Annotated in this window: 9 protein-coding genes and 1 tRNA gene; 7 read left to right on the plus strand and 3 right to left on the minus strand. The window is 42.5% G+C overall.

What is annotated here, in order from left to right:
- Positions 1–3: 3 nt before the first annotated feature.
- Both ftsY and Mia14_RS04575 read left to right on the plus strand, forming a co-directional pair.
- A complete protein-coding gene (gene ftsY, locus Mia14_RS04570) occupies positions 4–1,113 on the plus strand; it encodes a signal recognition particle-docking protein FtsY (protein ID WP_157891474.1) in 1,110 nt (369 codons plus the stop codon).
- A gap of 211 nt (positions 1,114–1,324) precedes the next feature.
- Positions 1,325–2,764 (plus strand): ATPase, T2SS/T4P/T4SS family, encoded by a 1,440-nt coding sequence (locus tag Mia14_RS04575; RefSeq protein ID WP_088820508.1) that lies wholly within the window; start codon positions 1,325–1,327, stop codon positions 2,762–2,764.
- A gap of 19 nt (positions 2,765–2,783) precedes the next feature.
- Here the strand turns inward: Mia14_RS04575 and Mia14_RS04580 are convergent, their stop codons facing one another.
- The gene (locus Mia14_RS04580; protein ID WP_088820509.1) at positions 2,784–3,104 is read right to left on the minus strand and encodes a hypothetical protein; all 321 of its coding nucleotides are present in this window, start codon (positions 3,102–3,104) and stop codon (positions 2,784–2,786) included.
- A 224-nt stretch (positions 3,105–3,328) separates the two neighbouring features.
- On the opposite strand from Mia14_RS04580, the gene Mia14_RS04585 reads away from it, so the two are divergent.
- The 3 genes from Mia14_RS04585 (at position 3,329) to Mia14_RS05170 (ending at position 4,461) form a co-directional block, all read left to right on the plus strand.
- On the plus strand, positions 3,329–3,583 hold the full coding sequence (locus tag Mia14_RS04585; RefSeq protein WP_088820510.1) for a PRC-barrel domain-containing protein: 255 nt from the start codon (positions 3,329–3,331) through the stop codon (positions 3,581–3,583).
- Between the two features lie 2 nt (positions 3,584–3,585).
- Positions 3,586–4,290: a ribonuclease HII gene (gene rnhB / locus Mia14_RS04590; protein WP_088820511.1), complete on the plus strand. Its 705-nt coding sequence runs from the start codon at positions 3,586–3,588 to the stop codon at positions 4,288–4,290.
- A 63-nt stretch (positions 4,291–4,353) separates the two neighbouring features.
- Positions 4,354–4,461: transfer RNA gene (locus Mia14_RS05170), tRNA-Arg, on the plus strand.
- Between the two features lie 2 nt (positions 4,462–4,463).
- Here the strand turns inward: Mia14_RS05170 and Mia14_RS04595 are convergent.
- Complete coding sequence (locus Mia14_RS04595) at positions 4,464–5,012, minus strand: InlB B-repeat-containing protein (protein ID WP_088820512.1); 549 nt, start codon at positions 5,010–5,012, stop codon at positions 4,464–4,466.
- Positions 4,975–10,308: an InlB B-repeat-containing protein gene (locus Mia14_RS04600; RefSeq protein ID WP_124216925.1), complete on the minus strand. Its 5,334-nt coding sequence runs from the start codon at positions 10,306–10,308 to the stop codon at positions 4,975–4,977. The genes Mia14_RS04595 and Mia14_RS04600 overlap by 38 nt, the downstream gene beginning before the upstream one ends.
- 164 nt (positions 10,309–10,472) lie before the next feature.
- On the opposite strand from Mia14_RS04600, the gene ftsZ reads away from it, so the two are divergent.
- Together ftsZ and Mia14_RS04610 are read left to right on the plus strand one after the other, a co-directional pair.
- Positions 10,473–11,570 carry a cell division protein FtsZ gene (gene ftsZ, locus Mia14_RS04605; protein WP_088820514.1) on the plus strand — a complete coding sequence of 366 codons (1,098 nt, stop codon included), beginning with the start codon at positions 10,473–10,475 and terminating at the stop codon, positions 11,568–11,570.
- A gap of 12 nt (positions 11,571–11,582) precedes the next feature.
- Complete coding sequence (locus Mia14_RS04610) at positions 11,583–12,731, plus strand: glycosyltransferase (RefSeq protein WP_088820515.1); 1,149 nt, start codon at positions 11,583–11,585, stop codon at positions 12,729–12,731.
- Position 12,732 lies beyond the last annotated feature (1 nt).

The following is a 12,732-nucleotide window of genomic DNA, read 5'->3' on the forward strand; positions in this document are numbered from 1 at the left end:
ATTATGTTTGATTCCCTTAAAAAGAGGCTGTCTGAAACCATAAAGGCATTCTCCACAAAGGAGAAGGACGAATATGACAAAGGAGAAGTTCCTTCTGAGAATGAAAGTGTGGTCGTGGATGAAGGCATCATCAACGAAGAGATAACATACAGCGATCCTAAAATTAAAGACAATACTAATCTTAAAGAAAAAAAAGAGACTGAGGAAAACAAGAATAAGGTTAAATTATCAGGCATAACAAAAGCAAAATCACTGCTTTCAAAAAAGGTAAAATTGAGAGATTCTGATATTTCTTCGTTCACAGAGCAGGTCCGAATGATACTGCTGCAATCTGATGTATCTTTTTATACTACGGAAGACATAGTAAGTAAGCTTGAAGGTGAACTTAGGGAGAAGGAATTTGGCAAGAATAACCTTGACCAGCAGCTTATGGGTTCTCTAAGAAATGCTGTATCAGATATAATAGGCAAGGAGAAGTTTGACATGATTGATTATATATCGGCGAAAGTGGAATCGGGAGTCAAACCTTTTACTGTTATGTTCCTGGGATTCAATGGCACTGGCAAGACAACGACCATAGCCAAGATTGCTTATAATCTAAAGCTGAAAGGCAGATCTGTAGTGCTTTCCGCAAGCGATACGTTTAGGGCAGCTGCTATAGAGCAGCTGGATTATCATGCTAAGATGGTAGGTGTTCCAATAATAAAAGGCCGTTATGGTGCAGATCCTGCCAGCATAGCTTTCGATGCGATTGCATACGCAAGGGCGCATTCAACAGATTGCGTTCTTGTAGACACATCAGGAAGGCAGGAAACGAATAAGAACCTGATAAGCGAGCTGGAGAAGATTGCGAGGATAAGCAAGCCAAACCTTACTTTGTTCGTTGCTGAAAGTGTCGCAGGCAGCGACCTTGCTGACAGGATAAAGGAGTTTAACAACCATATAAAGATAGATGGGCTTGTGCTTACGAAATTGGACTGTGACGCAAAAGGTGGAAATGCGATCTCGGTTTCCCGTGAAACAGGGATACCTATAATGATGTTTGGTGTTGGGGAGGGATATACAGATATAGCAAGTTATGACCCTAATATAATACTTGATTCTATGACTTGACCTGATTTTACATGTTATTAGAAATTCACATTTTATAGCTATTTACCTTCTTGCTCTCTCTTAATAAATATATTTATAAGCTTATAATCCCTATTATTTCTGATTGTTTGTTGATGTGCAAATGATTAATGACTAACGTATGCAGATGCACTTTAATCGGGGTATAATGAGGTCGAGTTAAGGCTTGGACAAATAACTTTAAGGCGGGAATATGGACAATGACAATAATGAAAATAATAATTTGGACAAAGGCAAAGAAGACCAGTTGGCCCAAGAAGGCGATTCTGAATTGAAAAATGATGATGATAAAAAATCGGATGCAATGGAGAACCGGCTTACCGCAGATGAAACCTTAATAGAGGACAAGATACTTGAGATGCTTATAGGTAAATTCTCTAATATAGACAAGCAGAGTGAAAAATTTGGGCTTGTTGAGGGGGCTGCAAAATCTGTAAAGCCGGACATATCGGATGAATTGATAAAGAAAATCTACGATGACATAACATATATAGGAAAGATAGAGGAGCTTGTTACAAACGATGATATAGAGGATATAGCAGTAAACAACACAATAGGGATCTTTGCTTATTTTTCAGGAGGTAGATCGGTGAACATGGATTACAAGTTCAAGACTAAAGTCGAACTTGCGAGATTTGTAAAGAAAATAAGGCTTTATTCCACAAATGAAGAGGCGAATGGCAACATAATAGACGTTCATATGGAGAATGGCAGCAGAGCGAACATAATAAGCTCGCCTAGGGGATATGATATCACAATAAGAAATTTTAAAAAGCACACTCTGAGTGTGCTTGACCTAGTAAATTTTGGAGAGTTTGATTACAGCATTGCGGCTAGGTTATGGCTTTATATGGACGGCTTAAAGGTAAAGCCTGCAAACATATTGATAGCAGGCATGCCTTCTTCAGGAAAGACGAGCTTGCTGAATTCGCTTTTCTCGTTTATAAGGCCTAATGAAAGGGTCATAACTATGGAGGAGACGTACGAGCTTGATACCTCCATGGCAAATAATGTCGTAAACCTTGAAACTAGCCAGGATATGCCAATGAGGGAGCTTGTGAAAAATTCTTTGAGGATGAGGCCAGACATGATGATAATAGGGGAGGTAAGAGGTCCGGAAGCAAATGACATGATTACCGCAATGAATGTAGGAAACATATGCCTCGGAACTATACATGCAACCTCATCCAGGGATATCATAGACAGGCTTGAGAATTCTCCGATGAATGTGCCGCAGGGTGTCATACCTACAATAGATGCCCTTATGGTACTCTCACAGGTCTATATAAATGGCAAACCGATAAGAAAAATAATACAAATGTCGGAGATATCAGGCATAGAGACAAAGATACTGCTTTCAGACCTTTATAAATATGATTATAAGTCTCATACGTCATCTCCTATATTGCCGAGTGTAACATACAGGGATAGGCTTGCAAAAGCGGTAGGTGTACCTCCTCCCGATATATTGGCAGAGGAAAATGTAAGAATGCAGATATTGATGCAGCTTAACAGGTTGGGTATAAGGGACATAAAGAGCATAAGCCAAGTAGTGCAAGATTACTATGATAATCCCGATGCTTTGCTTGCAAAGATAGGCTTGAACGGGCTTCACCCTATAATAAGGGTATGAATTATAAAATTAGGTTTGTTCATAGACTGGATTCTGGCCCCTTGCCATTATCCAATGCCTCTTCTTTTCTGTAGTCCAATAAGTTGTATATATTGCTTATGGATTCGGCTATCTTGCTTCCTTTTTCAGTAAGTTTTACTATTTTGTTCTTTCCATGCTTCTCTCCGACAACTAGGTTCTGCCTTTCGCATTCCAATACGAAATTGCATGTATGGACATATGTTGTATTTGATTCCTTAGACAGGGCGTCTATGCTCCAGTCTCGCTGCCCGTCCTTCAATAGCAATAATAGTATACGTGATTGTTTGTCCTTCAGTATTAAAGTTTGATCGCCTTTCATAAATACACCTTGTTTATTCATAATATTAATATCAAGATTAAATACTTAATGATTGCCCTTGAATTTCACCTGAAAGCCCGTTATATTTAAATCGGCTGCGGTTATGATAAGACTTTTTACATAGAAAAACTATTTAAATTATTACTTTTTGCAAATTGGGTGATACCGATATAATATATATTATTAAACTTATTGTAAGATAATATTATTAGGAAGGTGTAAACATGGTAAAATTTATAATAGGAAGGCAGTTAGTCGGCAAAAAAGTTATCACAACTGACGGTTTTGACCTTGGGGAGTTCGTAGATGCAGATTTCAGTCCAGTCACAGGCAAGATAAATGCAATACTGGTTGAGCCAGATCCAGAAAGCAGTGTAGCGACAAAGATGGATACAGATGATGACGGAAAGATAAAGGTCCCCTATGCTGCTGTGCACTCTGTCAACGATTACATAATGGTAGATAGAAGAGAGATGTAAGCGTGATTATAATCGGAGGGGGGGACGAGGCCGGAAGGGGCCCTCTCATAGGCCCTCTGATCTTGTCCTTAGTTTTGATAAAGTCGTCCGCAAGCATTAAGCTCTCTGGGATAGGTGTCAGGGACTCGAAGATGCTGAGCAGGAAAAAGAGGGATCTGCTATACAACCAGATAAAGGATATTGCCTTTGATATAAAAGTTGACAGCATAGAAGCGGAAGAGATAAACAACGCGATGAAAAGCAATATCTCTTTGAATGAACTTGAAGCGGTGCACTTTGCAAAGCTTTTCGATTCCGTATCTGATGATACGTTCGTATCAAAGGTGTACTTGGATTCCCCTGACAGGATAGCGGAGAAATTTGGCATAAGGTTCAGCGCTTCCTCGTACAAGAATACCGTTGTGCAGAATGCGAAGCAAAGCACTAAGAAAGGCGTAAAGTACACAAAGATCATTGCAGAGCACAAGGCGGATGTCAAGTACCCTGTAGTATCTGCCGCCAGCATAATAGCAAAAGTGACGCGTGACATTGCGATGGATGAGATCTCAAGTTCATTAGGTATAGACCTTGGATCAGGATACCCATCGGACCACAAAGCTATAGACAACCTTAGGGAGAATCTGTCAAACAAAGAGCTTTCTAAATACGTGAGGACCCAATGGAGCACTATGAAGACAATAAGGCAGATGAAGCTCAGGAATTTCTAGTTCTATTATATTTTGTTTACGATTAAGTAGTTATTTTAAGCTTAAGCGAACAAAGAGTTATGAGGATCTGTGGCGCAACTTGGATAGCGCGCATGGCTTCGGACCATGTGGTTGCGGGTTCAAAATACTAAGAGGGAGAATACCTCAGGCATGGAACTCCCGCCAGATCCGCCTTAATTACATACAAAGTTTGCTCCCTCACTGATTCCATAATCTGGTTGTGTAAATGTATATGGATTGCTAGAACTAGAATAACTGCCTGTCCACCCAGAAAAGTGCCAGGCGTACAAATCCAAAAATCCGCAGCGCCCCCCAGGAGTTGCTGATATTTTTACATTAGAACCATAGTTTTCTCCTATTGTGCCTGAAGGGCTCACGCTGCCAGTTCCCTTATTTACATATATATAATCGGATTCAGGGTTGGGGTTAAAGTGTGCAGTTTCGCGTATGTTGCCGTTAATTGTTGGATATGCAGGATTATTGTAACCTGAGTAGCAGCCGCTGCCGTTTATATTGCTGCAGGACCAGCCGGCAAAATAGTAGCCATAACCGGCGGATTCGGATATCCCTGGGCTACTGCCATCTTGGTAATCGTTGGTGCCTGAAGGGCTCACGCTGCCTGATCCACTGGCACTTACAGTCAATGGTGCCACAGTATTAAATTCCACGCCTGCATTACCACAGCTACCGCCTCCTGCCCCATCCCCAAATATTACATACAAAGTTTGCTCCCTCACTGATTCCATAATCTGGTTGTGTAAATGTATATGGATTGCTAGAACTAGAATAACTGCCTGTCCACCCAGAAAAGTGCCAGGCGTACAAATCCAAAAATCCGCAGCGCCCCCCAGGAGTTGCTGATATTTTTACATTAGAACCATAGTTTTCTCCTATTGTGCCTGAAGGGCTCACGCTGCCAGTTCCCTTATTTACATATATATAATCGGATTCAGGGTTGGGGTTAAAGTGTGCAGTTTCGCGTATGTTGCCGTTAATTGTTGGATATGCAGGATTATTGTAACCTGAGTAGCAGCCGCTGCCGTTTATATTGCTGCAGGACCAGCCGGCAAAATAGTAGCCATAACCGGCGGATTCGGATATCCCTGGGCTACTGCCATCTTGGTAATCGTTGGTGCCTGAAGGGCTCACGCTGCCTGATCCACTGGCACTTACAGTCAATGGTGCCACAGTATTAAATTCCACGCCTGCATTACCACAGCTACCGCCTCCTGCCCCATCCCCAAATTCTACTTCGTAATTCTGTTCTGGCAGATTATCTATACCTATGAAAGTATAACACCTACCATTAGTTCCTTGCCCAAAATAGGTATCACCATTCGAAAGCCCAACAAGTGTTCCGTGTGCAGCCCCTGAATTTCCTCCTGCTACCCACTCATTGAGATTACCACCTGTCCAATAGCATTCTCCTGTATAGGATGTTTGATAAGCACCAGTGCTGTAAGAGTAGCCATTGCAATCAGGTATTGACTCGTAATCCGCGGTTTCGGTTATTGGGCCGTCCATATATATTGTCGTTGAAGTAGCGGATCCGCTGTAGCTCCCTGTACCGCTTCCAGACCAACCCGTAAACTCATATCCAAGGCCAGTCGATTCCGATATTGAAACTCCCTGCCCCGTACTGTAATCACAGTAAGTCCCAGCGCCAGGAGATATGCTCCCTGCAGAACTTGAAGGGGAAATTGCCATTGTAAGGCAGACATCGTAAAGGGCAGTCTCTGTAACACTGCCGGTTATTGTTATAGTTGCTGATGAATCCGTGCCCCCGTAGCAATCATTGCCTGTGCAAGTCCAGCTTGTGAATGAGTAACCGGAACTTGGAGATTCTGAAAATGAAACAGTGCTTCCATAACTATACGTGTATGTGCCACTGCCACCACTTGGATTGGTGATACTTCCTCCTGCAGACGGATTTGTGCTTATAGTGAAAGATTCTGGTATAAGCTTGAAGTTTGCATCTTCTGTCATTGGATTATCCATCGTAAGTGTGTAAGAGGAATCCGTGCCGTCATAGCAGTTTGTTCCGCTGCAGGTCCAGCCTGTAAACTCATAACCAGTCGACGGGCTAGCAGATATTCCCACATTAGTTCCATACGGCACACATTCGCTACCTGGTGATACACTGCCACTTCCGCTTGATACTCCCATTGTAAGGCAGACATCAAAGTTTGCCTGCTCTGTCATTGGATTATCCATCGTAAGTGTGTAAGAGGAATCCGTGCCCCCGTAGCAGTTTGTTCCGCTGCAGGTCCAGCCTGTAAACTCATAACCTGAATTTGTGGATTCTGAGATAGTGACCTGTGATCCATACAATTCTTGGTATGATCCGGAGCTTGGGGATATGCTTCCTGCATTAGAGTCTGAAATAGACATTGTCAAACCTATCCCATAATTAGCAGTCTCAGTTATTGGATTACCCATAGTTACTGTTATGGATGATGAATCTGCACTAGAACATCCATCCCCATTGCAGGTCCAGCCTGTGAATGTATATCCAGGGTTTGATGACTCTGTGATAGTGACTTGTGAATCATAAGCGTAATAACCGCTGTTAGGTGATACGGATCCTCCGGAAGACGGGTATGTATTTGTGGTTAAGTATACACCAAAGTTTGCCTGCTCTGTAACCTTGCTTGTCATGGTTATGGTTGGAGAGGGATCGGTGCCTGTATAACTTGCAGAACCTGTCCCTGTCCAGCTAGTAAACTCGTATCCAGAATTGCTTGATTCTGACAAAGGCACCTGGGTACCGTAATTATAAGTATAGGTTCCTGTGCTTGGGCCTGTGCTTCCTCCAACGGATGGGTATGATTCAATAGTAAGGGTTTCTGGTATAAGCTTGAAGTTTGCAGTTTCTGTCGTCGGTCCCCCTATTGTAAATGAAGGAGATGTGCTTGTGCCAGAATAGCAGTTTATGCCGCTGCAGGTCCAATTCACAAATTCATATCCAACAGTATTATTGTCTTCGGATAACGAAATTGAATCACCGCTTGCCACTGAATAAGCTCCTGAAGATGTAGTAGAGCCGCCTGGTGATGCAGTTGCGGTTCCATCTCCTGAAGGGTTTACATTTAATGTCAATATTACATTATAGTTTGCAACTTCGGTTACATTTGAATCTATTGTTACACTAGCTGATGTGCTTGCACCTGTATAACTTCCACTTCCGGTGCCTGTCCATTCCGTGAATGAATACCCCGAATTTTCAACTTCTGATATCGGGATTGAATCGCCATCGGGCTCATAGTAAGTTGCTATTGTAGAGGTAGATCCACCCGGAGATGCAGTTGCGGTTCCTGAATTCTCTGAATGTACTTTTAGGGTAAACGGCGCTGTATTGTTGAGCTTTGCCGTGGCATTTCCCCCTGAACCTCCACCACTCCCATCCGTAAGGCTTAGATAGTAGTTTTGCAAAGGAAGTGAATTCATTGTATTATACTGCAGATAGGTACTTGTTCCACTCTCTTCTAAGTAATTCGCGCCGTTGCTCCCGTTCACGTAAACATGTGAATAATCTGAATCTCCTCCTCCAGTATATAGAGATAGATCGCCTCCCGTCCAATAGCATTCTCCATGAACAGTTGTTGGATAGTCTGATGTTGACAATATATAGTTGTTGCAGGATTGCAACGTGTAAAAGTTTGCAGTTTCTATTATAGGGGATTCAATAATAACGGAAGTCTTGTTTGTCTCTCCTGTATAACTTCCAGTGCCGACACCTGCCCAGTCTGAAAATCCATATTTGGTATAAGCATTGGCATTAATGTTTACCGTAGTGCCATAAGGATATGCATTGGACTCGTTATTGGTTGTTAAGTTGCCGGCATCAGAAGCAGTCCCATCTCCTACAGGGTTTACATATACTTTCAAGTAAATATAATAGAGGGCAGTTTCTGTGAATGGGACCGATGGCACTGTCATGGTGAATGAAGCGCTGGTGCTCTTCTCGTATCCGGTCCAGTTTATAAACTCGTATCCAGAGTTTGGAGATTCGGACAAGGTTATTGATGATGTAGGGTCATACCAGCCGCTACCTGGAAGCAATGATAGTGCACCACCTTCAGGGGATGATAATTCGTTCAAGTATACATCGTAGTTTGCCTGCTCGGTGAATGGGACCGATGGCACTGTCATGGTGAATGATGAAGAGGAATTTTTCTCGTAGCCGGTCCAGTTCTCGAACTTATAGCCCGTGTTGTTGACTTCTGACAATGTGATTGAAGAATTTGGAAGATACCAACCACTGCCTGGTGAGAGCGAATAATCCGCAGTTGAAGGGGAAGCAAGTTCTGTTAGATAGACATCGTAGTTTGCCGTTTCGTTGAACCCTTTACCTGGAACAACCAATTGGAATGAAGCGCTGGTGCTCTTCTCGTATCCGGTCCAGTTTATAAACTCGTATCCAGTGTTGTTTGTCTCAGATATGGTAATGGTATCGCCATCGGTATATGTACAGCCGCTACCTGGAAGCAACGATTTCGCACCTCCAGTTGGATTTGAAACCTCTATCAGACAGCTGTAGTAATTTGCCTGCTCGGTGAATGGGACCGATGGCACTGTCATGGTGAATGAAGCGCTGGTGCTCTTCTCGTATCCGGTCCAGTTTATAAACTGGAATCCTGAATTTGTTTGCTCTGAGATATTTATTGATGATGTAGGGTCATACCAGCCGCTGCCTTGAAGCAATGTACCTGCCTTGACACCTGAAGGAGGATATGAGAGTTCGTTCAAGTATACGTCGTAGTTTGCCTGCTCGGTGAATGGCTGGCCGGGAACCTGCATTTGCAATTTTGATAACGTGCTATCCTCGTAGCCAGTCCAGTTCTCGAACTTATAGCCTGTGTTGTTGACTTCTGACAATGTTATGTAAGAACCTGGAACATACCAGCCGCTGCCGGGTGAGAGCGAAGAATCCGCAGTTGAAGGGGAAGCAAGTTCTGTTAGATAGACATCGTAGTTTGCCTGCTCATCTATATCTGTATACATCTGCACGGTGCCTGAAGTGCTTGTTCCTGTATAGTTTATTGTACCGTGCCCTGTCCAGTTCTCGAACTTATAACCCGTATTGTTGACTTCTGATATTGTCAACGAAGATTTGTAATTCTCCAGATCATGGCCCGCCCCTGGCGTTAATGTTTTTGCTGCAGTCGATGGAAAGGTAGACATATTCAAATACCTTTCATCTTTAGGTGGTGGTGGCGGTATATTAGAAGGCAACGTATAATAGGCATATATTGTACCACTATTTTCTATTGTCAAATTGGTTGATTGGTTATAAGGGTTCCCTATTTTTAACGAGGAAGGGGAGCTTTTCCATCCAGGATTGCTTGAATAGAATACGTATCCGCTTGGAGGAGATGCGAAGAGTGAATATTCGCCTTTTATGAAAAATTGTGTTGTGCCACTCGCATACGGGACACCGTTCACACTTATACTTCCTATATTTGGATAGGTCTGAAAGTTCAGCTCTAAGAAGGATATTCCAGTTGGCGCAACAATCTGCGTCGAGTAACCTGTTGTTTTATACACTGTATCTCCACACTTGCTGGAGCTTGAACATATTTTGTATTCAAAATTAAAAGGTGTTGTTGTGCTTGTTCCTACTGCTGCCTTTACTGGACCTGTTATATTAACCCTGCACATTACTTCCCCACCACTGGTGACGTATTCTGGAGTGCAATTGCCTAGGTAATTGTTTGTGCCAGTAGACCTGCCTATATTTGTTGTTGTCAAATTGAATCCGTTAGATGATATATTTATAGACCTCCCAAGATCGTTCTTGAAGATTATTGTATATTCCATTGGTCCTGTGGAGTTATAGACAAGCAATGTGTCGACACAAGGTAACAATGGGTCAATATTGCATTCCGATTGAAGATAATCTGATGGGGGCTTGAACCCTATTAAAATCAGTATAATCGCTATGACAATCGCTATTATCAAGATGGCCCACGAATAAGTTGTAATCATCTCTATAGCGGATTGCTCCTTCATATGCATATTATCAATCTATTAAATTTAAGCAATTCAAATTATTTATATTTAACTATAATTTTAATCGTGAATCTTGATTAATTATGAATTCTGCTTTTGTTATTTTGCCTGACATAGTTTTTTAATATTTTTTAAGCAATTATAACCATAAGGCGACTAAGGTAATTATCATGGGAGAGTTCACAAGTGTAGATGATGAGGATATTTTAAAGTTTATAGAGAGCTCAAAACCTAAAATATATATCGTCGGTACGGGAGGAAGCGGCAGCAATACGATAGACAGGCTTTACGATTTGGGTGTGGAAGGCGCAACATTGATGGCAATGAATACCGATGCACCGCATTTGATAAAGGTCAGGGCGGAGAGGAAGCTTCTTTTGGGCAAAAAAGTTACAAAAGGTCTTGGTGCGGGAAGCGATTTTACCGTTGGAGAAGAAGCCGCAAAGGAGAGCAAGGAGGAGATCAAGCATATGCTTGCTGATGCAAATATGGTGTTTGTCACATGCGGCCTTGGAGGTGGAACAGGGACTGGATCCATAGACACCATAGCAAGGGAGGCCAAAGAGCTTGGAGCTCTTACGATTGCAATAGTGACACTGCCATTTTCAAGTGAAGGGAAGACAAGGATGAAGAATGCTCTTGAGGGTTTGGCTAAGCTGAAAAAGACCGCTGACACAACAATAATAATACATAATGACAAGCTCCTCAGCATTGCGCCCGACCTGCCACTTAATATGGCATTCAAGGTATCTGATGAAGTTCTGGCAAATGCAGCAAAAGGCATCGTGGAGATGATTACCAAACCTGGGATGGTCAACATAGATTTTGCAGACCTCAAGATGGTGCTGAAATCTTCCGGATACGCAGTTATAAGCTCAGGGGAGTCAAGCCAGCAGACAGACAGGAAGAAGAACAGGGCATTGGTTGCTCTTGAAAATGCTGTAAAAAGCCCTCTGCTTGATGTGGACTTAGGAACAGCAAAGAAGGCACTTATAAATGTGGTGGGAGGAGAAAGCCTTACACTCAGGGAGGCTGAGAGCATATTCCAAGAAGTTTCGAGCATGATAAATACCGATGCACTCATAAAATGGGGGGCTAGGATAGACAAGGACATGGCAAAGGAGTCCCTTAAGGTTATGGTAGTTATAAGCGGTGTTGAATTCACCGAATACAGTGATGAGAACATAGAGAAAAAGGTAGATGAGCTCAGCAACTTGGACCTGGATGAGGTATTTGAAGGGGACAAGAAAAAGCCAATAAACCTATAACCTCCTGATAGCATGAGGATAAAACTTGCAATGGCACAGGCAAATCTGACAGTTAGAGGGGGCGCGGAGAGAGTTGTCCTCAAGATAGCCGAGCATTACAATGCAACGATATATACTGCGGAATATAGGAAGGATGCCACTTTCGAAGAGTTCAATGATTTAGATATTAAAGTGATAGGTGGCAGAGGCTTTTATAAGTTTCTTGGATATGGAAGGGCAGCACAGGGGCTTAATTATGGGCTCTCATTTTACAATTATAGGGTCAGGGACGATTACGATGTGCTGAATCCCCATATAGCTCCAAGCCATTGGATCAGGCATAAAAACAGCAGGGTGCTGTGGTACTGCCATACACCCCTCAGGGATCTTTACGATCTTTATTATTATAGGCAATCGTTAAGGCCTTTTGCGAAGAGGAGCCTGTACAGTGTGATAGTTCCCAGGATCAGGTTCATAGACAAAAGGATGGTAAGCAAGATAAAGTACATAGTGGCTAATTCTGAAAATACAAACAATAGGATAAAGAAGTATTATGGAAGGAATGACGCAGTGGTACTGAATGGGGGCATTGACTACAAGGAGTACAAGAACGAAGGAAACGACAGGTACTTCTTCTATCCCTCGCGTATATCACCGAACAAGAGGCAGGACTACGCGATAAGGGCTTTCAAGATATTCAAAAGCCAGAACAAGGGGCTCAATTACAGGCTGATAATAAGCGGCCAGGTATCTGACGACCCATTTTACCAAGAGTATTATTCCAAAATTTCGAACATGGCAAAGAGCGTAGGGGGGGTAAGCATACTTACTGATGTTAATGACAAGGACCTGGTAGACTTGTACAGCAAGGCGACCGCGATATTGTACCCGCCTATAAATGAAGATTATGGATTGGTGCCTCTTGAGGCTGCTGCAAGCGGCAAGCCTGTAATAGTCGTAAATGAAGGGGGACCGAAGGAGACTGTAATAAACAACAAGACGGGATTTCTAATAAACAATGAGCTTGACATGGCAGAGAAAATGCAGAAGCTGGCAGAAGAGCCGCAGCTGGTTGAGATTATGGGTAAAAAAGGTAGGGAAAGAGTCAAAAAATATTATTCGTGGAACAATTTCTTCAAGGAATTCGACAAACTGCTCTACAAAGCCAAAAACGAAAAATGAA

The sequence above is a fragment of the Candidatus Mancarchaeum acidiphilum genome (assembly GCF_002214165.1).
Taxonomy (GTDB): domain Archaea; phylum Micrarchaeota; class Micrarchaeia; order Micrarchaeales; family Micrarchaeaceae; genus Mancarchaeum; species Mancarchaeum acidiphilum.

What these genes read in the sequence shown, in the direction of transcription:
- ftsY (WP_157891474.1), top strand. Translation starts at nt 4, where the DNA reads ATGTTTGATTCCCTTAAAAAGAGGCTGTCTGAAACCATAAAGGCATTC.
- Mia14_RS04575 (WP_088820508.1), top strand. Translation starts at nt 1,325, where the DNA reads ATGGACAATGACAATAATGAAAATAATAATTTGGACAAAGGCAAAGAA.
- Mia14_RS04580 (WP_088820509.1), bottom strand. Translation starts at nt 3,104, where the DNA reads ATGAAAGGCGATCAAACTTTAATACTGAAGGACAAACAATCACGTATA.
- Mia14_RS04585 (WP_088820510.1), top strand. Translation starts at nt 3,329, where the DNA reads ATGGTAAAATTTATAATAGGAAGGCAGTTAGTCGGCAAAAAAGTTATC.
- Mia14_RS04600 (WP_124216925.1), bottom strand. Translation starts at nt 10,308, where the DNA reads ATGCATATGAAGGAGCAATCCGCTATAGAGATGATTACAACTTATTCG.
- ftsZ (WP_088820514.1), top strand. Translation starts at nt 10,473, where the DNA reads ATGGGAGAGTTCACAAGTGTAGATGATGAGGATATTTTAAAGTTTATA.
- Mia14_RS04610 (WP_088820515.1), top strand. Translation starts at nt 11,583, where the DNA reads ATGAGGATAAAACTTGCAATGGCACAGGCAAATCTGACAGTTAGAGGG.